Here is a 23433-nt window from a genome sequence, read left to right on the forward strand (position 1 = left end):
CGCGCAACATTGCGCGTGGCTCGTGGCACACAACGTCGAGACGACAACGCGCACGCCGGATCAGCCGGATGAGCCGCCATAGCGCCAGGTATCAGCGCTCGCTTGAACCGCCGGTCGCACTGCGCTAACCCGCGGTATCAGCCTTCTCCGCGAGCGCATCGAGCTGCGCCTGGTACGCGCGTGCAAACGGCTCGCGAAACGCGCGCTGGAACTCGGGGCCGACCCGCTGTCTGGTCTGCCGCCACGCGTCGACGTAGACCTCCCACAGGCGCGCATGGCGGCTCGACAACGCTGCTTCGATGCGCCCACGCGGCCGCAGGCGCGCCTCAATCTCCTCCGGCGCGAGCCCGGAGAGCACATCGGCGAGCGTCGCGCATAGTCCCGCGACCAGCGCCAGTTCGTGATCGCGCAGCTCCTTGAATGCCTGCCGCACCGCGGCGCGCGGCTCGAGCCACGCGCCGCCGTCGTTGCACAGCATTTGCGCCAGCGCCGCTTCGGCATCCGGAAAGAACTTCAGCGGATTATTGCCATGCGTGTCAATCATCGTCGTCGGGACGGGTGTCTGCTGCTGCGTGCTCGTGCGTGCGCGCAGCGCATGCATCGTGCCCTGCAGCGCGTCCCGCAGCAACGAGCCGGCCAGCCGCGCGAGTTCCACCGGCGACCGGTCGCCGATGCGATTGGGCTCGACGCCAAGGCCGTCGAGCAGCGCGCCCAGAACCGTGTCCGATGATGCAGGTTCACGCTGATGGACCACCGTCGCGCGTTCATCGGCCGAAGCCGATACGGGTTCGATCGTTGATGCCGCCGGAGGTGAGGCCTGTGCGACGCGCGTCGCCGCGTCGTCGTGCGGCGCGTAGCCCCGCAGCGCCGTCAGCGCGGCAGCGGGCATCGCGAAGAACGGTTCGTCCGCGACCGGCGGGAAGATGTGGCTACGCCGCGTCGGTGGCGGCACGTGATGCCCGGCTTGCATCGTGCCGGGCAGTGGCGCGGACACCGTGGCCGCACCTGGCTCGGGTTCCAGCGGCGCGCTCAGTCCGGCATGATCGAGGTCGAGCTCGATCAGGTATGCGCCGATGCTCAGCATGTCGCCGTCACGCAGGATTACTTCGCGCGAGGCATCCGGCGCGTTGCCGTTCACGAGCGTCGGATGGCCTCCGGTGTCGATCAGCACATAGCGGTCGCCGCGCCATTCGATACGTGCCTGCACGCGCGAAATCGCGCGCCGCCCGTCGGCCAGCACGACTGTGCAATCGGCACCGCGTCCGAGCGTCGCACCCTGCGCATCGACGGCGACGCTTCGTCTTGCCGATGGGCCATTGATGGTGAGGGTCAGGGAAGGAATAGCGGACATGGTTCGGCCTTCGATCGATCGTCGCTCGGCAATTGCCTGATATCAACCGATACAACAGCCGGTTTGCGCGGCTTATTCCGCGCGCTGTCCTTTCGTTATTCGTCTGCTTATTAAGCTATTTTGGTGCTTCTTCGTGCTGAAACCGCGTGCAGGGGCGCCGCGCGGCACACCGTTCATTGACCGGCGAACTCCACCCGATTGCGTCCGCCGCGCTTCGCGCGATACAACGCGGCATCTGCGAGACCATAGGCTGTGTCGAAATCGGTTCCAGCCGGATTCGCGCTCACGCCAAAGCTTGCTGTAATACGACGGTTCACCGGCGGCGCAAATACATGATTGCCGATTGCTTCGCGCATTTTTTCGGCCTGTTGTAATGCGTCGGCGAGTGCGTGCCCAGGTAGCAGCACAGTAAATTCCTCTCCCCCTACCCGCCCGATCATCCCGCGCTCGCCGACGATGCGCCGCAGACAGTCGACGATGCCGAGAATGACCGTGTCGCCTGTCGGATGGCCAAATTCGTCGTTGACCCGTTTGAACTCGTCGATGTCCAGCACGATCATCACTGCGCTATTGGCGCGCAGTGCCTTGATGGTCCGCTCGATCACCGCGCTGCGGTTGAACACGCCGGTCAGCGCGTCGTGCGTCGCACGATGCGCCAACTGCTGCGCGAGCATCTGCATTTCACGCTCGGCCCGGTCGCTGCGGCCAATCAGACGCCGCGTCTCGCGCATCAGACGCTCGAAATGCGCGATCAGTTCGCCCAGCGACTGCCGGTATTCGACCGCATCGGCATTGACAGCGGCGTAGATCGCGCGTGCCTTGTCCAGTGCATCGTTCTCATTCTGGAACAGGTCGGGCACGTCGCCGACAGGCGATTCCGGATACGGGAGCGCGGCCACCTTATTGTCCCTGGTGAGAGACAGGCCGATCGGTAAATTCGATCGCGTGGAAATCGGACTTCAGCTCTTCGCCGAATTCAGCGATGGTCTCGTCCTCTTCGTCGCGGTACCAGTTCATCAACACGCGGCTGCCGGACTGCGCTGCCTGGTCCAGTGCGTCGAACATGCTAAACAGCATCTTCGTGCTGGAGCTATTGAAGTAGGTCAGCACCACATCGATGGTGATGACCGCGCCGACCGACTCCGCGAGGTACTGACGCATCTGCTCGATGATGGGTGCATAAAAAGCCGCCGCATTCTCGGGGTACGACTCCCCTCTGAGCAGCAGTGAATGCTGGTCGAAGCGAAAATCGACTTCCGGGGACGTTGCGGTTGCAGCAATATAAAGATTATCCATGGGCTCGTGCGCCTCCTTACTCAGATGATGGCCATGAGGCAAAACAGCGTGGTTCCGGGTTCGTCGGCACGCGGATAAAAAGCAAACTCGAGAGGCGCGCTTGCGTCGCGCGCCATCGTCAGAAAACCTAGGCCCGCGCCCTTGCTATCCGCTGGGGTTTCAGACCGTAAGGTGACCTTGTAGGCCTCCTTGATCTGCTCAAGGGACATATTGCGGATTGGTTCCAGTTTGTTGCGCAGCGTATCGACGTCGGCGGTCGCGATAGGATTCACGCATAACATCAGGTGCCGCTCGCCGTCGGTGCTGATGCATACCGCGCCTTCACGGATGGTGCCGCCGCCTTCGCCATCCGGCTGTAGCGTGCCGGACGAATACTGGACGATATTCTGCGACAGTTCGACAAAGGACGAAAACAATTTGCGGCGGGTCGGGCCGCTTACGCCGGCGACTTCCAGTTGCAGCTTCACGACCTCGCCCATCGCCGCCACGATGTTATGAGAGAAGTAGCCTTTATGATAGAAGAGCACGTTACGCCGACGTGCCAGTTCAAAGAATGCGCTGTCTTGATCGAGTAATTGAGACATCTCAGTTGGGTAGCTAAATGCGGGCACAGAATAGGGTGACGTCGTCGCGACGGCGCTGCGCGCCCTGCCATTCGGATAGCGAGCGCCGCAAGTTTTCGCAGATCGCCGACGGCGCCTGCGCACGATGTTTGACAATCAGGTCAAGCGCGCGGCGCCGGCTGAAGGAAATATTTTTCGGGCCGCCGATCTGATCGATCAGACCGTCCGTGCAAATGAAAATCAGGCTGCCGGGCTGTACCGCAACGGTGAGTGGTGTCCACGCATAGTTGGACAGGCTGTCGACGTAGCCGACCCCCATGCGGTCGCCCGCGATCGTTTCGAAGTGGTCGGCGTCCGGCTGCAGGATATGCAGCGCGATCCTCGCACCGGCGAAATGCAGTTCGCTTTTAATCGCATCGAACCAGAAGAACGCGGCGTCCAGGCCATCGTTCGATTGGGGCACTTCACCGGCGCGTTGCGCTTGCCCGAGCAAGCCCTTGACGTTGCGGTTCAGTGCCGCCAGCAGCGCCGCAGGATCGCCCGGGCCGAGTTTTTCGAGCACCTGCGACAGCGACGCCGACGCGAGCAGCGTCATGAACGCGCCGGGCACACCGTGACCGGTGCAGTCGGCAACCGCGCCGAACCAGCCCTGCGCAAACGCGGCGAAATGATAGAAGTCTCCGCCGACCACGTCGCGCGGCTCCCACACCATCGCGGCATCCGGCAGCCTTTCAGAGAGTGTATCGCGCGATGCGCGCAGCATCGCGCGCTGGATCACGCTCGCATATTCGATGCTTTGCATGATCTGGCGGTTTTTCTCCGCCTGCATCTGCGCGACCGCGCTCATCAGTTGCAGGCCGCTGCCGAGTCCTGCGAAGCCGCCGTCGCGCGTCACGATAAAGCCATCCACCAGCGCCTTTTCGCCGGTTTCGACAGCCTTGAACGTCAGTGCCTCGATGCTCATACCCGCATCGACGATGAGCGGCTCCTTGTCCATAAACGCGATGCAGCTTTTTTTATCGTACAGCTCGCGATGGAAAGGCTTGCTCATTTGCGACAGAAAGATATCGCGATTGATCAGGCCAATTGGCCGATTCTCTTCAATCACAGCCAGGCTCGCGACATCGCCGCGTGATGAAAAAATTTCCATCACTAATGAGTTGGAGTCTTCAGCATCGACTGCTGGAACTTCCTGACATAAATCGCCGGCAGAATGGGGGTCGCCCTGCTTCGACGAACGGCGAAACCGCGAAAACGCTGGATGCATGGCAAACGAGCCGATGTGTGACTGGAAGCCAGCACGCTAATATTTCTCTATGTATTTTGCGTGACAGTTTCAACGAGTTCGTTCATTTATTAAATGCAAACGTTTCAATTTACGCCATCCGTAATGTGAAAAAATATGAATATATTCGAATGTCTCCGGCTATATCGCGCAATAGAAATCAATGCAAACGTTTGCCGTTCCGGATTTAGCCGGATTAACCGGCCAAACATCGCGCAAATTCCATGCTGACGCGAATCTTCGTTTCGCCTCACGCGATGCACCGTCGGCATTCGACCATGGAGCGCCCTTCTTCCTCGACGGAACGTCGAACCCGGCACCGGCGCGGCGCCTGCGGGCTAACGCGCGCTCCGTCGCGGCAGCGCTTATGATCACCATGGCATCCTTCCACCCATCCCCAGAGATGAACATGCCGATGTGCGAACCGATGTGGAAACGATTCGTCGCCGTGGCCGCCGCAGCCATCGCGCTAAGCCATGCGCCGTACTGTCCCGCGAAAGGAGCTGAGATGCCGCATACGAGCGAAGCACAGGTGCTCTATCACACCGTCGATATCGATGGAGTAGCCGTGTTCTACCGCGAAGCCGGTCCGCGCAACGCGCCGACGCTCCTGCTGCTGCATGGCTTTCCGTCTTCGTCGCGAATGTTCAATCCGCTCTTCCAGCGGCTCGCGAATCGCTACCATCTGATCGCCCCCGATTATCCCGGCTTCGGCAATAGCGCTGCGCCGCCTCCCGCAAAGTTCAACTACACGTTCGATCACCTCGCGCAGGTCGTCGACGCGTTCACCGTAAAGCTCGGCCTGTCGCACTACGTGCTGATGATGCAGGACTACGGCGGCCCGGTCGGATTCCGGCTCGCGCTTGCGCACCCGGAGCGGGTGGATGCGTTGATCATTCAGAACGCAGTCGCGCACGAGGACGGGCTCGGGCCATTGTGGAACAAGCGCCGGGAATTCTGGGCAAATCGCGCAGCGAATGAAGCCGCGCTGCGCGAAAACCTGATTTCATTTAACGCAACGAAGCTTCGTCATCTCGGCTCGAGCCCGTATGTCGACCGTTACGATCCCGACCTGTGGATGGATGAGTTCGCGTTTCTGAGCCGGCCAGGCGAAGTCGATATTCAGAGCGACCTCTTTTACGACTATCGAACGAACGTCGCGTCGTATCCGGCATGGCAAGCATGGTTAAAAAAGACCCAGCCGCGCACGCTGGTGCTATGGGGCAAGTACGATCCGTCGTTTCAGGTTGCCGAGGCGAACGCGTATCGGCGCGATCTGCCGGATGCGGACATTCATATCCTGGAGGCCGGTCATTTCGCGCTCGACGAACAGCCCGATCAGTGTGCGCGGCTGATCGACACGTTCATGCACCAGGTTATCGCGACGCGTCGCGCTTCGTAACGCGTTTGGTTTGCACGGCCGCACCGCCCGCCGAACGAGGTGGCGCGTGCCGCTTTCCTGTAACCGGTAATCGGTCTTGCCGGTGGTAATCAGACCGCGAAATCGATCGTGCCGCGCTTGTGCGACGATGTGTCCGACTGCGTACCAGTCTGCGTGCCCGTTTGCTGCATTTGCGTCAGTTGCATCGACTGGTTTTGCTGCTGCATCTGCGCCTGCATTTCCTTCTTCATCAATTCGTGGATCTTCTCTTCGATTTTCGCGCGTTCCTGCGGCGTCATCTGCGCATACTCCTGCGGTGTGATGCCCAATTGCGCAAGAATCGAGTTGAACATGCCCTGGCCGGGGTTGCTGCCCGTGTAGTCGTTCAGTTGCGCCAGCACGTCCTGGAACGACGGCCCGTCGTTGCGCCCGGCGACGCCGGACGACACAGGATGACTGGCCAGCGACGCGGCTGCGTTATCGCGAATCTGCATGACAGTGACTCTCCTTCGAGCGGCTGCTCAGATGGGTATTCATCGGGTAGACAGGCAAGCCGGCGCGGCCGGCTCCAGCATCGAGAATACGACTGGCCGCCGCATTCGAAAGCCCCGATAACGCGGCCGATTTGCCCGCACTTTTTCAATTACCCGAGCAGCGTTCCCTATGTTGATCACGCTCACGCCATCGCACTAAATGCCACGTGTCACTTCGCAAACAGCGACGCCATATTGGCAAATGCCTTGATCTCGACCGCGTTTCCCGACGGGTCGAGGAAAAACATCGTCGCCTGCTCGCCGACTTCACCCTTGAAGCGAATATGCGGTTCGATAACGAATTTCGTGCCCGCCCCCTTCAGTTTGTCCGCGAGCGCGTCCCATTGCTGCATCGACAGCACCACGCCGAAATGGCGCACCGGCACCGCATCGCCATCGACCGCGTTGGTCGCGCGGTGACCCGCTTCATCGGGCGACAGATGCGCGACGATCTGATGGCCATAGAAATTGAAATCGACCCACTCGGGCGAACTGCGGCCTTCCGGGCAGCCTAGCAAGTCGCCGTAAAACGCGCGCGCGGCCGCGAGGCTATGAACTGGAAACGCGAGATGGAATGGCGGCATCGCGCCTTGCGTCGTATCGGTCATGGGAGTCTCTGTGGGTCGTGGATGAACAAACAGCGAATACCGGCAGGCAACCCGGGATTTGAACCGTAGTCTACTGACAAACAAAATTGGTTGAAAGCGATATGATTTCGCTCTCAGCCTCAAAAATATTGATGAATCGAACCCCATGCTCCGCGAACTCTCCACCCTTGTCGCCGTCGCGCGGCACCGCACATTTGCCGCGGCCGGCGAACAGATCGGCCTCACCCAGTCGGCCGTCAGCGCGCAGATGCAGCGGCTCGAAAGCAGCCTCGGCCATGCGCTGTTCGACCGCACCGGGCGCTCCGCGACGCTGAACGACGCGGGCCGCGAAACGCTCGCGCTTGCCGAAGAAATCCTTGCGCTGCTCGCGCGCCTTGGCGATCGCGGCGCAACGCACAAAGCGGCGGGCGAAGTCAGCATCGGCGCGATCGCATCGGCGCAGACGTCGTTTCTCGCGGATGCGCTGGCCGCATTCCGCGCCGAATGGACCAGCTGGAAAGTGCGTGTCGTGCCGGGTGTGTCGCTTGCGTTGCTTGGCCAGGTCGATGCGGGCGAACTCGATTTCGCGGTGCTGATCAAGCCGCCGTTTGCACTGCCCGCGGAACTCGATAGCCAGACGCTCGTGAAGGAACCGTTCGTGTTGCTCGCCCCGGCCGCTTACGCACGCGCCGCATGGCGCGACGCGCTGGCGGCGCTGCCGTTTATCCGCTATGACCGCCGCTCGTTCGGCGGTGGGCAGGTCGACCGGTTTCTGCGGCGCATGCGTATCGAAGTCGACGACGCAATCGAACTCGACGAATTGCCCGGTATCGTGCGACTCGTCGCGCGAGGCCTGGGCGTCGCGCTGCTGCCGCTCACCGTGGGGCTCGGCAAATTGCCGAAATCCGTCGTGCCGCTGTCGCTCGGCGACGATACGTTCGATCGCGAGATCGTGCTGGTCGAGCGCCGGTGCCGCGAAGTGCCGTCCGCGGTGCGCAAGCTTGCGCAATGCGTGGCCGATGCGGCAAGCACGGCCGCGCAGCATGCTTGAGCACGGTAAGCGTGGCGTGCATACGCAAGCGGGCATGCACGCCGCGCGCAACACGCGGACCGCGTCGCGCGTGCGCGCCCGCTTCGCGATACCGCGCCGGCACGACACCATGCCAGTCAATCCTGGCCGCGCGGCACCGTGGCCACCACCTTCGGCGCACGCAGAAAGTCGAAATCGCAACCGTCGTCGGCTTGCATGATCGTCTCGAGAAATAGCTTGCGGTAGCCGCGCGCATCGGGGTCGGCTTCGCGCGGCGGCAATGCGGCAAGCCGCGCGGCGATCTCATCGTCGGATAGCAGCAGTTCGATCGAACGCTGTTGCACCGAAAGCCGAACCCGGTCGCCATTGCGCACGATCGCAAGCGGCCCGCCGATCGCCGCTTCCGGCGTGACATGCAACACGATCGTGCCGGCCGCGGTGCCGCTCATGCGGCCGTCCGAGATGCGCACCATGTCTTTCACGCCCTCCCGTGCGAGCTTGCGCGGAATCGGTATGTAGCCGGCCTCCGGCATGCCCGGCGCGCCGACCGGTCCGATCCGCTTCAACACCAGCACGTCGTGCGCGGTCACATCGAGCGCGGGGTCGTCGATGCGGCGCGCGAGGTCTTGCGCGTCTTCGAATACGACCGCGCGGCCCTCATGCTCCATCAACTGCGCATTCGCCGCGGACTGCTTGATGATCGCTCCGCCTGGCGCAAGATTGCCGCGCAGCACCGCGATACCGCCTTGCGGATAGACCGGTTTCGCGATCGGACGCACGACCTCCTGTTTGAAGCCCGGCGGCGCCGCGTCGAGCTCTTCGCCCAGCGTGCGGCCGGTGACCGTCAACGCGTCGAGGTGCAGCAGATGTTTCATCTCACGCATCACGGTGACGAGGCCGCCCGCTCGATGCAGATCTTCCATGTAGTGCTGCCCCGACGGTTTGAGATCGACGAGGACCGGTGTCTCGCGCGCCATCCGGTCGAGCGAATCGAGGTCGATCCGGATACCGAGGCGGCCGGCGATAGCGGTCAGATGGATGATGCCGTTCGTCGAGCCGCCAATTGCGAGTAACACGCGCAACGCGTTTTCGATCGCCTTTGGCGTGATGATTTTCGCGGGGGTGAGATTCGCGCCGATCATCGCGACAGCTTGCGTACCGGTACGCTCCGCAACGCGGATCCGGTCCGCGCTCACCGCGGGCGGCGATGCGCCGCCCGGCAGCATGATGCCCATCGCCTCGGCAATGCACGCCATCGTGCTGGCCGTGCCCATCACCGAGCAGGTGCCGACTGTCGCGACCAGTTGCGTGTTGACTGCGTCGATCTCCGCGTCGTCGATCTGGTCGCCACGAAAGCTCGCCCAGAAGCGGCGGCAGTCCGTGCATGCGCCGACCCGCTCGCCGCGATGCGAACCGGTCAGCATCGCGCCGGTGACGAGCTGGATGGCGGGCACACCGGCGGCCGCCGCGCCCATCAGCTGCGCCGGCACGGTCTTGTCGCATCCGCCGATCAGCACGACCGCGTCCATAGGCTGCGCGCGGATCATTTCCTCGGTGTCCATCGACATCAGATTGCGAAGATACATGCTCGTCGGATGCGAGAAGCTTTCGGCAATCGAGATGGTCGGAAATTCGACCGGCAAGCCGCCCGCAAGCTGCACGCCGCGCTTGATCGCGTCGATCAGTTGCGGCGCATTGCCGTGGCATGGGTTGTATGCGCTGCCGGTATTCGCAATGGCGACGATCGGCCGCGACAGCGCGTCGTCGGTGTAGCCTGCGCCCTTGATGAAAGCGCGCCGCAAGAATAGTGAAAAACCTTCGTCGCCGTAATTCGTCAAGCCCTTGCGCAAGCCTCTCCTTGCGCCATCGTCTGCGTTGTCAGCCATGTGATGTCCTCGATCGGATGATGCCGACAGAGTATCAATAATATTGGCGCATCGGGTCGGACGCGCGCAGGTCGACGTCCATCCGGACCACGGCACGTCCTGGCGTACGGCGAGAATTTTCTGCTCGAAAGCGGTCGGTGAAATTCGTCGAAGCCGTTCAGCGACGCGGCGCGATACGCCGGCGGATCCACTCGGCAAACGCTTCGTCTTCGATCCGGTAGTCGCCGACCGCAAGCCGCGTCACCACGTTTTGCGCCTGCAAGCGACGCAACGCCTGCGCGGCGGTGTTCTTCGTCGCGACCCTGCCGAGCATCTGCGTCAAACGTTTGACGCCCGCGGCGCTATGGATGTCCGTCTCGCCGCGTGCCAACTGCGCGATCACGATCTGATCGGCAGTTTTCATCGCGGTCCATTGCTTGAGAAAATTTTCATCGGAAAACACCGAGGCCTTCGTATGCGAGAGTGCCGCCTCGTCACCGTCGAGCTGGTAAAGCATGTACCGCTCGACGAAACGTTTGAAAAATTCCGGCGTGCGGTGCAGTTCTTCAAAAGCATGCCTTCCCTGCTCGAGCGTCAACCGGTAGCGCGCCATTCTGTTCAGCAGCTTGATGGTGAACGCAACGAACTCGTCTCCAAGCAGCGGAAACGGTTCGAGCGCTGCCCAGTTGTAGAAGGGCTCGGACGCACGCGCAAACATCTCACGCAAGGTGGTTTCCGAACTGCCCGCGAAAATGACCTTGATACGGTCTTTGCGGACGTCGAGCGCCGCGCGCAACGCATGCGCGAATTCGGCATGCTCCGCGCGCGCGAGCACCTGCGCTTCGTCAATCACCAGCAGCAGCGGCTTCTTCTGCCGATCCAGTTGCCTGAGCACTTCACGCAGCGCCACGCCAGGGTCCACTTCGGGCGCCGACAGTTCCGCTTCGAGCGCGCCTTCGATACCACCCGGGATTTTCGCACTGGCCTTGACCTTGCGCACAGGCGTGCCCAGCTTCGCAAGTACGGCCCGGATACCCTGCGGTTCCAGTGCCTCGGCAAGTGACGACACGAGTGCCGACGCGGGAGACGAACGGCTGTCCCAGAAGTTCGTATAGGCCGCCAGGTAGCCACGCTGCTGCGCCGCTGGCAGCAGATCTCGCCGCAAGAATTCCGTTTTGCCCATGCGCCTTCGAGCAAACAGCCCTCTTGCGGACGACAGCTTCAGGTCGAACGCGTTTAGATAGGCATCGGCCAGTTCCGGCCGGACGAAATGCCACGGGTCCGGCTGGAGAGTTTCATGGAGTTTCATCAAAAATGAGAAGTTTCAAAATCGATGATACCGGATGATACCGGCGCGGGAAGCTTCAGTAAATGAACGGGCGCGTAGCTCCCACGGGCTCCATGGAACGGAACAAGGCACGGGGTGATGTACGACGGTCGATCGCACGCCATGGACGGCAAATGCTAGCCGAAAAGGTCCATCTGTCGGGGAGCCCCGCTGGCTTCCTGCGCGCCGCCACCCTGCGCAATTGGCTTCGCTTCGATGCGGAAAAAATCCGGGTCCACGCCCGCATGTTTGGCCGCCTGTAACCAGCCCGGCATCGACCCCTGGCCGTTCCACTCGTTACCGCGCGCGTCGCGGTACAACGGCGGATGACGCCGATCGTGCTCGATCGATGCGGCCAGCGCGTCGATCGTGATGCCGAATTCTTCCATTCGGCGGCGGATCCAGATGATCAGGCGGTCGCGAGCCTCGCCGTCTGCAATTCTTGTCTTCATATGTGCGACATCGTGGTTATTTCCGCTCGAGTATAACGGGCACAACGGTCTCCCCGTCCGTGAGGACGCTCACGAAGTGCAAAAAACGCCCGTTTTATCGCGCCGACGCTGTATATGTCTTTCGATTTCACCGGCCAAGCCGCGCTCAACGGTATTGACGCAGTTTCACGCCAATCGTCGGGTCGTCGATGTTGGCCGCGCTCAGCACCAGTACGTCGATATTGATCTGCGTCTGGACCGGCTTACCACCTTCCGCCTTCAGCAACGTCTGCATCGCGACATACCCCATCTGATACGCGTCCTGCGCGATCACCGCGTGCAGCACGCCCGTTTGCAGATACTGGCGGAAGACCGGCCGATAGTCGAAACCGACCAGCTTCGGCCGCTGCTTCAGCGCAAGCGCTTCGAGCGCACGCACCGCGGCGACGGTCGTGAAGTCGGTCGGCGTGAAAATCGCGTCGAGAGGATGGCCGTACGTTTTGATCGCGTCAATCGCGGCCAGTTCGGGCTCGTGGATACCGTGCCCGATATACGCGTCAACCACGATCTGAAAGCCCATTTCTTTCGCCGCGTCGATAAAGCCCTGCTCGCGCGCGCTCGTCGACACCACGTCGCGCGCGAGCCGCAGCACGCCGACTTTCGCGCCGCGTGGCAACGCGTTCTGCAAGGTACGCGCGGCCGTGCGGCCGGCGGCGTAATTGTCTGTAGAGACGGTCGCAAGCGACTGGTAGTCCTGGCTCGGCCGGTCGATGAACACCACCGGCACCGGCAACCTGACCGGCGTCTTTACGCCGTTGACCGGAATCGGCGCAAGGATGATCGACTTCACGCCCGAGTCGATCATCCATTGCACCATTTTCAGCTGCAAATTCTGTGACCTGCTTTGCGGGTCGTCGTCGATCGGACTGCGGACCACCACCTGTACCTGGTGCTCCGAAGCGGCCTGCGTAATGCCGTCCTCCATGGCCTTCCAGAATTCACTTTGCGCGCCGGCCAGCACGGCGCCGTAACTCGCGGCACGCGCAATGCCGCTCGCGCCGGTCAGGCACGCAAGGCTGCCTACGCCCAGCACACCGATCAAACAGGCCACCACCTGGAGACACCTGCGCCGCACCCGTTCGCAGCTCATCGCATCACCTCGTTCGTGAGGACGTCGTATGCGCGCGAGCCGCTTGCTTCATATGTTTAGCGTGATGCCCTCGCTGCTGCCGACAGCCGTAAGTAACTATACTAGGGGCTGAATTCGAACGGGGGGAGCCGACTTGCGACGGCGAGCGAAAGCCACGTTTGCGCAGGACGCGACCGGGTCGGAATGCGCGTCTTCTGCGGCTGATGCGGACCGCACTGACGGATGGCCGCCGGCGGCGCGCGCGGCCGGCTCCGTCGGGCCATGGCGGACCATGGCAGGCATGCGTCACGGCGTCGGCATGCGCCTTCTGATCGGCGTACTGATCTTCAGTTCCGCAATCACGCTGATCATGACCGCCGTGCAGCTGTACCTCGATTACCGGTACGACGTCGGTCTGATCGAGCACCGCCTGAACGAAATCGGCGAAGGTTATCCGGACATCATCGGTGAAAGCCTGTGGCATCTGGACCGCGAGCAGGTGCGTATCGAGGTCGAAAGCATCCTCAAGCTGCCTGACATCCAGGCCGTTACCGTGCGCGAAACCGGCACGGGGCATCCGCTCGTGATCATGGCGCGACGCCGGCAGAGCACACCGGTACTGACACGCGAGCTGCCGATCAACCGCGTGGTCGAAGGCAAGCTCAAGCAGATCGGCACGCTCTATATCGAAGCGGCGCTCACCGATGTCTACCGCCGGCTGATGGGCGAAGCGCTCGTTATCCTCGTCAGTCAGGGCGCGAAAACTTTCCTCGTTTCGCTGTTCATCCTTTTTATTTTCTCGCGGCTCGTCACGCGCCATCTGGCGACCATCGCGCAGTTCATGCGAACTTACGATTTCCATCGGCCGGCGGCGGCTCTCGCGTTGAAACGCCGGCAGCCCGCGGCGCCCGACGAGCTCGATCAGGTCGTGATGTCGTTTAACGATCTGTGTACGAGCCTGCAGCTCGCGTACCGGAACCAGCAGGCTGCCAACGATGCGCTCGAACAGGATGTCGCGATGCGCATCCGCAAGGAAGAAGCGCTGCGTGAAGCCGAACAGCGTTACCGGCATCTGTTTCACGACATGCCGATCGCGTTGATCCAGATGCACGGTAACTTCGATCTGTTCCCGGCGCTGCGCGAAGCGGGCGTCACCGATCTGAACGCGTATTTCGACGCCAATCCGGACGTGCTGCGCCGCCTGACGAGCGCAATCGCAATCGACGAAGTCAACGCGCGCTCGGTCGAACTGTTTCGCGCAGGCGACGCCGCGCAACTGGTCGGCCCGGCCGGCCGCCTGTGGACCGAAAGTCCCGGTACGCTGCGCCGCGCGTTCGAAAGCCGCTACCACGGTGAAACACGTTTTAACGAAGAGATGAAAGTGGCGACGCTCGATGGCCGCGTCATCGATGTGCTGTGCGCGATTTCGCGGCCGCAGCCGATCGGCAGCCACACGCCGACGCTAATGGGGCTGATCGACATCACCGAGCGCGTGCGCGTGCGCGAAAAGCTGCAACAACTGGAAACCGACCTCGCGCATGCCGGCCGGATTTCGCTACTCGGCGAACTGATGGCGTCGATTGCGCACGAAATCAACCAGCCGCTCGGCGCGGTAGCCGCGAGCGCGCAGGCAATCCAGAACTGGTTGAACCGGCCGGAGCCGCCGCTTGACGAAGTGCGCGAGCTGACCGCGCTCACGCTCGCATCGGCGCGCCGCGCGAGCGACATCATCGTGCGCACCCGTGCGATGGCCGCAAAAGGCACGCCGCGCCGCGATCCGCTCTATCTCGACGACGTGATCGACGAGGCATTGCTGCTGCTCAGCCATGAAATTCACGCAAAGGGGGTCGAGCTGTTGCATCGGCCGGCGCCGGCCGCGCCGCGCATCATGGCGGACCGCACGCAATTGCAGCAGGTAGTCGTCAATCTGACCATCAATGCGATGCAGGCAGTCGCGCCGCTCGGTACGGGCCATGGCAAAGTCGCGCTGACCGTGATCGTGCCGTCGCCGGGCATGGTCGGCTGCGTGATCGAAGACAACGGCCCCGGCATCCGCGAGGAGAGTCTCGCGCTGCTGTTCGACCGGTTCTTCACGACCAGCGAAGGCGGCATGGGGATGGGGCTCGCGATCTGCCGGACCATCATCGAAGCCCATGGCGGGCGCATTGCCGCCGACAACGCGTCGACGCTCGGCGGCGCACGCTTTACGTTCACGCTACCGGCCGGCACATCATAGAGCGCCGCAGCGCCGCGGCACCATTTCGCAGCACAGACTTTGCGTCGATAGGCTCGTTGGCGTTTTCGTGAAACTTCGTACGCTTGCAACTTCGCACGGAAACATGACGCCAAAGCACACAACTAACGTAAAGATGTCATAGGCATCGAAACCGTGTGTGCCTACGCTGGCGTCCATGTGCACCGCTGCTTGCAAACGCGCCGGCCATGGTCTACAACGCCAGGTTGCACCGCTTGTGCCGCGCCGTCGAAATCGATGTCGCCGCAGCGGATGCGATTGTGTGCTCTTATGTGCGATGGTGTGCCCTTGTCTTCTTCAACCCCAGCATCCGCCCGCGCATAAGCCGTGTGCTGATTCAGCGAGTTAAACCGGAGAACAGCGATGACGATCGTAGCCGACCAGTTCGTGGACGTTTTGCTAGCCGCAGGTGTGAAGCGTGTATATGGCATCGTCGGAGACAGTCTGAACGGGTTGACCGACGTGATCCGCAAAACCGACGGTATCGAATGGATACACGTGCGTCACGAAGAAGTCGCCGCATTCGCCGCCGGCGCCGACGCGCATCTGACCGGCAGCCTCGCGGTATGTGCCGGCAGTTGCGGGCCCGGCAACCTGCATCTGATCAACGGCCTGTTCGATTGCCATCGCAACCGCGTGCCGGTGCTCGCGATCGCCGCGCAAATTCCGTCGCGGGAAATCGGCAGCAACTACTTCCAGGAAACGCATCCGCAAACGCTGTTCAAGGAATGCAGCCACTACTGCGAACTGGTGTCGATTCCCGGCCAGATGCCGCGCACGCTCGAAATCGCCATTCGCGAAGCGATCGGCAAGCGCGGCGTGTCGGTCATCGTAATTCCGGGCGACGTCGCGCTGCAGGAGGCGCTCGAGGCGCCCGCCGTCAAGCCCGCCGGGCTGATTCCGCCGCGTGCAATCCTCACGCCGGCCGACGACGACATCGACGCGCTCGCCGATCTGCTCAACGATAACGAGCGTGTCACGCTGTTGTGCGGTTCCGGCTGCGAAGGCGCGCATGACGAAGTGATGGCGCTCGCCGAAACGCTGCAGTCGCCAATCGTGCATTCGCTGCGCGGCAAGGAGCACGTCGAAGCGAATAATCCGTACGACGTCGGCATGACGGGCCTGATCGGCTTTTCGTCCGGCTACTACGCAATGCGCGATTGCGACCTGCTGCTGATGGTCGGCACCGACTTCCCGTACATGCAGTTCTATCCGTCGAACTACGAGGCGAAGATCGCGCAGATCGATCACGCGGCCGGCAATCTTGGGCGCCGCGCCGCGCTTGACCTCGGCATCGTCGGCGACGTGAAGGCCACGCTCGCCGCATTGCTACCGAGACTCGCGAAGAAAACCAGCGCCGCGCATCTGCAAAACGCACAGCAACACTACAAAAAAGCCCGCAAGGAACTCGATGCGCTCGCGCTCGAGAGTTCGCGCGAGTCGCTGATCCACCCGCAGCAGATCGCCAAGGCCTTGAGCGATCAGGCGAGCGATGATGCGATCTTCACCTGCGACGTCGGCCTGCCCACCGTGTGGGGCGCGCGCTACGTCGCGATGACCGGCAAGCGGCGCCTGATCGGCTCGTTCTGGCACGGCTCGATGGCAAATGCGATGGCGCAGGCGATCGGCGCGCAGTCGGCGTTTCCGGGCCGCCAGGTGATCTCGATGTCCGGCGACGGCGGTTTCGCGATGCTGATGGGCGACTTCCTGAGCCTCGCGCAACTCGGTTTGCCGGTCAAGGTGTGCGTGTTCAACAATGGCGCACTCGGGTTTATCGAACTCGAACAGAAGTCCACGTCGTTCGTTCCGTTCGGCACCGACCTGAACAATCCGAACTTCGCCGCGATGGCCGAAGCGGTCGGCATCAAGGGGATCCGGCTCGAGAAGCCGTCCGAGGTCGAAGCGGGTATTGCGGCCGCCCTCAAGCATGACGGACCGGTACTGATCGACGCGGTAGTGAACCGGATGGAACTCGCGATGCCGCCTTCGATCAATCTGGAAATGGCGAAGGGTTTTTCGCTCTATATGCTGAAGGCGATTCTGAACGGCAAGACCGACGAGGTAATCGACCTCGCGCAAACGAACCTGTGGAGATAAAACGTAGCGCCTGGCCGGCACGCGGCAAACCGACCCAGCCGTTACATGCTTACACCTGCGTTGCCGGACCCGCGGTCCGGCTCGCGCGCTATCAGTTCGCCCGATACACGCAAACGGTCGGCCATTCGCACCAGATGCGGCAACGACCTGGCTGCCATCTTGCGCATCACGTGACCGCGGTGAATTTGCAGCGTCACCTCGCTGATGCCGAGAATCGCCGCGGCCTGTTTGTTCAGGAGGCCTGACGCGATGAGCGGCATCACTTCACGTTCACGTGGCGTCAGCAACGCAAACCGTCCGAAGAGCCGCGCATCCTCCGCGCGCAGCATGCGCGCGTCGCGGTCCTGTTCGAATGCGGTGCGAACCGCTTGCACCAGTTCCCGATGGCCGAACGGCTTGATCAGAAAATCGATTGCGCCGGCCTTGATCGCGCGCACCGACGATGCGACATCCGCGTAGCCGGAAATAAAAATGATCGGCGGATGATCGCTGCCCGCGAGCTGCGTCTGCAGGTTCAGGCCGGTACCGTCAGGCAGGCGCATGTCGAGAATCAGGCACGCCGCCTTCGGTGGACGTTCGAACGCACGATAACGTGCAATTGAATCAAACCCGAGCGTCGCGATACCTTCTGACTCGAGCAGTTCGCCAATCGATTCACGAATGCGCGAGTCGTCGTCGACTACGTAGGCAACCACCTCATCACAACTGGTTTCCATTGCGTGCGTCTAGTAGCGAAGTCACATCGAAAGCGACACTGTAGAGCAGAATTGCAAATCGCATCGTTGTAAATTTTCATCGCCGGGCGCGCGACAATCATTCCGGGTCCATGCATCGCGGCCATTGTTTCAACGACTGCAGTGCATGGTCGATAGAGCGACCCGGCGGGCGCAACGATGTGTCAGGAAGCAAGCGCTACTAAGCGTTCTACCGGGAGCGCAACGATGAAAGCACGCTGTAACGACACGCACATTCCAGGTGCTAAAGCGCTTCGCGGCAGACGCTCGCGCGCTGATCGCGGGGCTCGCGCACGTCAACGTTCTGTTCATATCAATCGAGCCGCAAGTCAGCCCGCCTGCATCGGCACGCGCGTAGTGCCAGGCATCAGTAAGTTGCCTCATAATAGCGACGCCCTTCCCCCCGGGCCCGGCAACGCCGCCTTTACCAACAATCGCCTTGCACTCATCCGAACCCAAACGGCGGTGTGCGCGTTGGTCTATCGGTCTGTTAGCGGGAGCGCGATCTTGCGAGGTCAAACATGGCTGCACACCCCACGGTCGCGTACTGCGCGGCGACAACCGGACTACGGCGCTATGCGGTCGCGCTGCTGTTGACCGCTTGCGCAACGGTGCTGGCGTGGTTCACGAGCGCCCACGCGTCGTGCTACCTGCTCGCATTGATCATGAGTTCACTCTACGGCGGCCGTGTCGCGGGTTTCGTCACGCTCGTGTCATCGCTCGTCTGTTTCATCCTGCTGATCGCACTGCCGCACGCGAATGCGTTTGCCGCAGGCGAGATTGCGCGGCTTATCGTGTTCGTGATCGTATGCGTGATCGTCAATGACCTGATCACATCGCGCCGCAAGGCACAGAGCGCACTGCAGGAACGAGCGCCGCGCGCGGCGCCCGGTGCGCCGGCCGCCGCACATTGGGCGGATCCCGCACCGGCGGATCCGGCCGCGTTTACCGCAGCGAACGATCGCATGCGTAGCGCACGCGCCGGCAAGCTCACACTGTTCGGCGATGCGGTCGTCGATCGCGCCGGACCGCTTGCCGCCGGACAGTTCGCACAGTCGATCGGGAGCATCCACACGAACATCGGCACTCGACGCAACGCCGATTCCACACCGGGCCGTTACAGTGGCGTGCATCCGCTCGCGCCACGGCCGGACGCGAACGAACAGGCGCTGCGCAACGCGCTCAACAGCTTTCCTTGCATGGTCGTGATCACCGATGCCGAAGGGCGTCTGCAGTATGCGAACCAGCAAGTGCTGCAGTTTGTCGGCAAATGCGCGAGTGAGCTGATCGATAGCGGCTGCTCGCACCTGCTGCACGCCGACGACGCGCCGCGTGTGATCGCCAGCCGGCGCCGCTCTCATGAGACCGGCATTGCGCTTACCACGACCTACCGGCTGCGCCGCCACGATGGCGAATACCGCTGGATCGAGACACGTATGCAGCCGTCGCACGATGCTAAAGGACGCATCGTGCGCTGGTATGGCATCCATATGGATGTGCACGAAAGCATGACGACCGCGCACGCATTGCGCGACACGCAAGCGCAATTGTCGCGCGCAGCGCAGATCGCGACGGTCGCCGAACTCTCCGCATCGATCGCGCACGAGGTCAATCAACCGCTCGCCGCGATGGTCACGAACGGACATGCGTGCGTCAACTGGCTGCGCGCAAAGGAACCGAATATCGAGCGCGCGGTGACCGCGGCCGAGCGGATCGTGCGCGATGGCACCACTGCCGCGGAGGTAATCCGCCGCATTCGCGCGCTGTTCCGTCAGGCGCGGCCCGTGATCGGGCCGTTCGACATCAACGCGACCATCCGCGAAGTGCTTGGACTGATGCATCGCGAACTGCGGCATCATCAGATCGCGGTCGAGCTCGATCTCGACGCCACGCTGCCCGCGCTGAACGCAGACCGTTTGCAGCTCCAGCAGACGCTCTTCAATTTAGTTGACAACGCAATCGACGCGTTGATGCATGTCACCGTTCACCGGCGCCGCTTACAGATCCGCTCGGCGCGCGACGGTAACGAACATCTGCTGATCGAGATTCGCGATCAAGGTCCCGGTCTCGACGACGTGAACCGGATTTTCCAGCCTTTCTTCACGACCAGGCAGGACGGCATGGGCATGGGCCTCGCGATCTGCCGCTCGATTGTCGAAGCGCATGGCGGCCTGTTGTGGGCAACAAATCACGAGAAACCAGGTGGCGACAAACAAGGCGCGACGCTGCATCTCCGGCTGCCGTTCATGCATGCCCAAGCTGAGCCAACGCTTATTCCGATCGATTCGATACGTGTCGGTCAACTGCGCGGTCAATCGCGATAAACCGCAGTCCGTCGCGGCGGCGGCCTCAAACAGTCGCGATCATGAGAAGCCGGTCCGTCCGCTGCAAGCCGCCGCGTACCTGGCCCCGCATCGATCAGTCGAGCCGCGCCTTGATGCGCCAACGGTTCGGCGTATCGCCGACGAGCCGCCGGAATACCGTCGTGAAGTGCGCCTGGCTGCGAAAACCGCAATCCAGCGCGACGTCGAGCAGCGTTTTCTCGGACCGCTGCAACAGACGCTGCGCATGCTCGACGCGGCGCCGCAGCAGATACGTATGCGGCGTGTAGCCGGTCGAGCAGCGAAACTGCGCGGCAAAGTGCATGCGCGTGAGACCGACGCTTGCCGCGATATCGTTCAGCCGTACCGGGTCCGCGAGGTGCGCATCGATAAATTCGAACGCACGGCGCAGCCGCCATTGCGGCAGCGCGGTCGTGCGCGTCGCCACTGGCAGCGCACGCCGCGCAAAGTGCCGCTCGAGCAGACGCGCGACGATCGCAATGCAAATACTGTCGACATAAAGCGACGCGAACGTCGCATCGGCGTACTGGATATCCGCGAGTGCCCGGCTCAGGCGTTCGAGCGACGTATCGCGCGTGATTTGCGATGCGCCGAGCGCCAGTTCCCCCGCGTGCGGACGGCCAAACGCTTCTTCGTAATGCCGCTCGACCAGACTCTGCGGAATAAACAGATGAATCACATCGCACGAAGCGCGAAAAACCGCCTCCGCACTTTCGCCGGGGCCGGTCACATGCATCGAACCCGGCCCGAGTTGTCCGTCGAAAAGCAGCGAGCCTGAGCGGAACCGCGCGAAAGTCGGTTTCAGGACCACGCCGACGGTATGCTGGTCCGCGCCACAGGTGCTCGTATGTTCGACGCCGTCGACATCCTGCTGGGTCCAGCGCGATGCGATCACATAGTCGCTGCGCGTGCGGTAAGCATTGGTAGCATCGCGAGCGCCCCGCACGTCATGCTGCGGCGGCACGCGCCAGCAATCCTCCAATGCGACCAGCACGCGCCGCGGCGCGATGGCCTCGCGCGGCTCCGCGTACTGAACGCTGCATGCGGGCATCCGCCCGCCGGCGCCGATGTGGTTTTCTTCATTGTTCATGATGGGCTCCGTGACAATCCGTCGAAGCCACGCGAAACACGGACGCGGCATCGGCTACTGCATCGCGGCGGCCTGCACGAGCGCAGCCGCGCGACGTCGGGTACTGGCTTTGGATGCTAGTCGACATCGCGCTATGCGCAAATCATGTCTATCCGTTAGACGCCCGTAAGGTACATGCCGAAAGCGGCAAGCAGGCCGTCCGCCAACGCGCGATGGCCGCACCGTGGCCACTGCGGCTGCACCATTGCGCACGCGCCCGTTCTTCAACGCATGCAAAATTGTGCGCGGCTTGCGCGGCGCGTTCGATGAATACCTGTTTCGCCGGCCATTTCAAAGCGCTTATGGGTATGTCGAACTAGTCGACGAGCGAGTTGAAGCGCGTCGATCTTCGCGTCCGGATCGCCGGACGCATACTTTACGCGTCGTTCCCTCGGCCACGTGCGGATTGGTCTGACATAAGAAATTCCGTCAACGAGATGGTTCGGCATACGCGAGGTCGGCAGCCGCATTGTGGTCCAGGTCGGCTTTCAGGAAGGGTTCGGTTGACGGCAACGCGAGATGCGGTGCCGGCCGCATTGCGGGCAAGTGTGCCTTCGATAAATGCGGCGGGTTTTTCGTGATGCACGAAAATTTCACTGCGGCACGACCCGGCGCAACGAGCCGGTGCTTTCAAAAAGTTACGGCTTGCCGCATGCAAGGCGGGACCGTGCGCAAAGCGGCTGGCACGACGAAGAGCCGTTGAACGCGATGTCGGCGTATGCCCTTGCGAAGTACGCCAACACATTCCATTACAAAACAGTTTGGCTATTCTCACGTCGCGCGGGAATAACGAATCGTGCCGTTGCGTTTCAGTCATCTGCATCACCGTTTCGCCACGGCGAACCGGCATTTTCAATTCGTTTCGATAAGATACCTATGCAACTATCGCAAACTGCTACTACCTCCGCTTCTTCGTCGACATCATGGTCGCGGCCGTCAATTTTCATTCATTGGGCGACCGCGCTCGCTATCGCGGTGGGCCTCTTCGCCATCGAAATACGCGGACCGAAGGGTTCGGAGAGCCGCGTGTTCTGGAATGCCGTGCATATCTGGGCTGGCACGATCGTGCTGTGTCTGTCGGTGCTGCGCGTGGCGTGGACGTTGTGGAACGGCACGCCGCGCGAATTGCCGCACAGCCGCTTGCAACTGTTTCTCGCGCGGCTCGTGCATCTCGCGCTGTATCTGCTGGTGGTGGTGCAACCGCTGTTAGGCATCGCGATGGTCAATACGAGCGGTAGCGCAGTGCAACTGGCCGGCACGAGCATACATCTGCAGTTCTTTGCAAAAGACCCGGTCGCGCACCAGTTCCTGCACGACGCACATTTTCTGATCGGCAATGCGGCGTTCTGGCTGATCGGCTTGCATGCGCTCGCGGCAATCGTCCATCACACCGTGTTCAAGGACGCCACACTGACGCGCATGCTGCGCGTGGCGCGCGACGAATAAACGCGGCATGGCGGCCATCACGCGCCGCCCCGCTCCCAGATTTCGTAAGCCATCGCGCGGCGGATCAGCCCGTCGCCAATATGGAAGGTCTGCAAGCGCCGCACGCGCGCGTGCGCACCGACCGGCAGCGGGCAGTTGTCCAGCGCATCGCCGGCAATGCTGAAGCTGATCAACGAATCGACAAACACGCGCTCGGCGGTCGCAAACTGCTCGAGCGGCTCGAAGCGCAAGTCGCGCACGTGGCAAAAGAATCGCAGATAGTTCGCCGCGATTGCCGCCAGGCCGCGGTAAGTGACGTTGCGTAGCGGCGCCTCCCAGACCGCGTCGAACGCATATAAGCGCAGGCATTCTTCGAAGCGCTGCCCGTGCTCTTCCTGCAGGGACACGCTGACGAGATCGAGCGCATAGCGGCATCGATCCTCGTAACTTTCTGTCAACGAGCGGCGCGACAGAATCCAGTCGACGCTGCCAGCAGGACTTGCGGCGGGACTCGCATCACGGCCTGCGTCGCGATTCGAACCGCGTAGTGAACCCCGAATCGCACCGTGTTTGCACGGCTCCTGCGGATCGCTCATCGTTTTCCTCTTCTGTCCTTCTTTGCCCGTATCGACAGATATCGCACGCACCACATTGCACGATCGCTGAGGAGGCGC

The 23433-nt window shown here is 62.2% G+C and carries 20 protein-coding genes; 6 read left to right on the top strand and 14 right to left on the bottom strand.

What is annotated here, in order from left to right:
• Positions 1-124 precede the first annotated feature (124 nt).
• The 5 genes from tagH to BX592_RS06265 all read right to left on the bottom strand — a co-directional run bounded on the left by tagH (position 125) and on the right by BX592_RS06265 (position 4360).
• On the bottom strand, positions 125-1351 hold the full coding sequence (gene tagH / locus BX592_RS06245; protein WP_134190805.1) for a type VI secretion system-associated FHA domain protein TagH: 1227 nt from the start codon (positions 1349-1351) through the stop codon (positions 125-127).
• Between the two features lie 173 nt (positions 1352-1524).
• Positions 1525-2250 carry a GGDEF domain-containing protein gene (locus BX592_RS06250; RefSeq protein WP_134190806.1) on the bottom strand — a complete coding sequence of 242 codons (726 nt, stop codon included), beginning with the start codon at positions 2248-2250 and terminating at the stop codon, positions 1525-1527.
• 1 nt (position 2251) lies between these two features.
• Positions 2252-2647, bottom strand: a complete 396-nt coding sequence (locus BX592_RS06255) for a DUF1987 domain-containing protein (protein WP_134190807.1) — start codon at positions 2645-2647, stop codon at positions 2252-2254.
• Positions 2648-2667: 20 nt separating this feature from the next.
• The gene (locus BX592_RS06260) at positions 2668-3231 is read right to left on the bottom strand and encodes a SiaB family protein kinase (protein ID WP_134190808.1); all 564 of its coding nucleotides are present in this window, start codon (positions 3229-3231) and stop codon (positions 2668-2670) included.
• 13 nt (positions 3232-3244) lie between these two features.
• Complete coding sequence (locus tag BX592_RS06265; protein WP_134190809.1) at positions 3245-4360, bottom strand: SpoIIE family protein phosphatase; 1116 nt, start codon at positions 4358-4360, stop codon at positions 3245-3247.
• Between the two features lie 643 nt (positions 4361-5003).
• Here BX592_RS06265 and BX592_RS06270 point away from each other — a divergent pair.
• A complete protein-coding gene (locus BX592_RS06270; protein WP_134190810.1) occupies positions 5004-5897 on the top strand; it encodes an alpha/beta fold hydrolase in 894 nt (297 codons plus the stop codon).
• Between the two features lie 89 nt (positions 5898-5986).
• Here BX592_RS06270 and BX592_RS06275 read toward each other — a convergent pair whose 3' ends face one another.
• Both BX592_RS06275 and BX592_RS06280 read right to left on the bottom strand, forming a co-directional pair.
• Positions 5987-6370, bottom strand: coding sequence for a hypothetical protein (locus tag BX592_RS06275; protein ID WP_134190811.1), 384 nt, complete (start codon positions 6368-6370; stop codon positions 5987-5989).
• A 209-nt stretch (positions 6371-6579) separates the two neighbouring features.
• Positions 6580-7017, bottom strand: coding sequence for a VOC family protein (locus BX592_RS06280; protein ID WP_134190812.1), 438 nt, complete (start codon positions 7015-7017; stop codon positions 6580-6582).
• A gap of 145 nt (positions 7018-7162) precedes the next feature.
• Here BX592_RS06280 and BX592_RS06285 point away from each other — a divergent pair, with 145 nt between their 5' ends.
• Positions 7163-8047 (top strand): LysR family transcriptional regulator, encoded by an 885-nt coding sequence (locus BX592_RS06285; RefSeq protein ID WP_134190813.1) that lies wholly within the window; start codon positions 7163-7165, stop codon positions 8045-8047.
• A 116-nt stretch (positions 8048-8163) separates the two neighbouring features.
• Here the strand turns inward: BX592_RS06285 and BX592_RS06290 are convergent, their stop codons facing one another.
• The 4 genes from BX592_RS06290 to BX592_RS06305 form a co-directional block, all read right to left on the bottom strand.
• Positions 8164-9912: an IlvD/Edd family dehydratase gene (locus BX592_RS06290; RefSeq protein ID WP_134190814.1), complete on the bottom strand. Its 1749-nt coding sequence runs from the start codon at positions 9910-9912 to the stop codon at positions 8164-8166.
• A 157-nt stretch (positions 9913-10069) separates the two neighbouring features.
• Complete coding sequence (locus BX592_RS06295) at positions 10070-11200, bottom strand: ATP-binding protein (protein ID WP_134190815.1); 1131 nt, start codon at positions 11198-11200, stop codon at positions 10070-10072.
• 155 nt (positions 11201-11355) lie between these two features.
• On the bottom strand, positions 11356-11670 hold the full coding sequence (locus BX592_RS06300; RefSeq protein WP_134190816.1) for an H-NS family nucleoid-associated regulatory protein: 315 nt from the start codon (positions 11668-11670) through the stop codon (positions 11356-11358).
• 145 nt (positions 11671-11815) lie between these two features.
• Positions 11816-12799 carry a substrate-binding domain-containing protein gene (locus BX592_RS06305; RefSeq protein ID WP_134190817.1) on the bottom strand — a complete coding sequence of 328 codons (984 nt, stop codon included), beginning with the start codon at positions 12797-12799 and terminating at the stop codon, positions 11816-11818.
• A 271-nt stretch (positions 12800-13070) separates the two neighbouring features.
• On the opposite strand from BX592_RS06305, the gene BX592_RS06310 reads away from it, so the two are divergent.
• Together BX592_RS06310 and poxB are read left to right on the top strand one after the other, a co-directional pair.
• On the top strand, positions 13071-15014 hold the full coding sequence (locus BX592_RS06310) for a sensor histidine kinase (RefSeq protein WP_134190818.1): 1944 nt from the start codon (positions 13071-13073) through the stop codon (positions 15012-15014).
• A 381-nt stretch (positions 15015-15395) separates the two neighbouring features.
• The gene (poxB, locus tag BX592_RS06315) at positions 15396-17129 is read left to right on the top strand and encodes a ubiquinone-dependent pyruvate dehydrogenase (RefSeq protein ID WP_134190819.1); all 1734 of its coding nucleotides are present in this window, start codon (positions 15396-15398) and stop codon (positions 17127-17129) included.
• A 41-nt stretch (positions 17130-17170) separates the two neighbouring features.
• On the opposite strand, the gene BX592_RS06320 is transcribed toward poxB, so the two are convergent.
• Positions 17171-17845, bottom strand: coding sequence for a response regulator transcription factor (locus tag BX592_RS06320; RefSeq protein ID WP_134190820.1), 675 nt, complete (start codon positions 17843-17845; stop codon positions 17171-17173).
• 539 nt (positions 17846-18384) lie between these two features.
• On the opposite strand from BX592_RS06320, the gene BX592_RS06325 reads away from it, so the two are divergent.
• Positions 18385-20187, top strand: coding sequence for an ATP-binding protein (locus tag BX592_RS06325; RefSeq protein WP_134190821.1), 1803 nt, complete (start codon positions 18385-18387; stop codon positions 20185-20187).
• Positions 20188-20281: 94 nt separating this feature from the next.
• On the opposite strand, the gene BX592_RS06330 is transcribed toward BX592_RS06325, so the two are convergent.
• The gene (locus BX592_RS06330; protein ID WP_166676310.1) at positions 20282-21295 is read right to left on the bottom strand and encodes an AraC family transcriptional regulator; all 1014 of its coding nucleotides are present in this window, start codon (positions 21293-21295) and stop codon (positions 20282-20284) included.
• A 915-nt stretch (positions 21296-22210) separates the two neighbouring features.
• On the opposite strand from BX592_RS06330, the gene BX592_RS06335 reads away from it, so the two are divergent.
• Positions 22211-22780: a cytochrome b gene (locus tag BX592_RS06335; protein ID WP_134190823.1), complete on the top strand. Its 570-nt coding sequence runs from the start codon at positions 22211-22213 to the stop codon at positions 22778-22780.
• A 17-nt stretch (positions 22781-22797) separates the two neighbouring features.
• Here BX592_RS06335 and BX592_RS06340 read toward each other — a convergent pair whose 3' ends face one another.
• Complete coding sequence (locus BX592_RS06340) at positions 22798-23355, bottom strand: nuclear transport factor 2 family protein (RefSeq protein WP_166676311.1); 558 nt, start codon at positions 23353-23355, stop codon at positions 22798-22800.
• Positions 23356-23433: the final 78 nt, after the last annotated feature.

The sequence above is a fragment of the Paraburkholderia rhizosphaerae genome (assembly GCF_004366595.1).
GTDB lineage: Bacteria > Pseudomonadota > Gammaproteobacteria > Burkholderiales > Burkholderiaceae > Paraburkholderia > Paraburkholderia rhizosphaerae.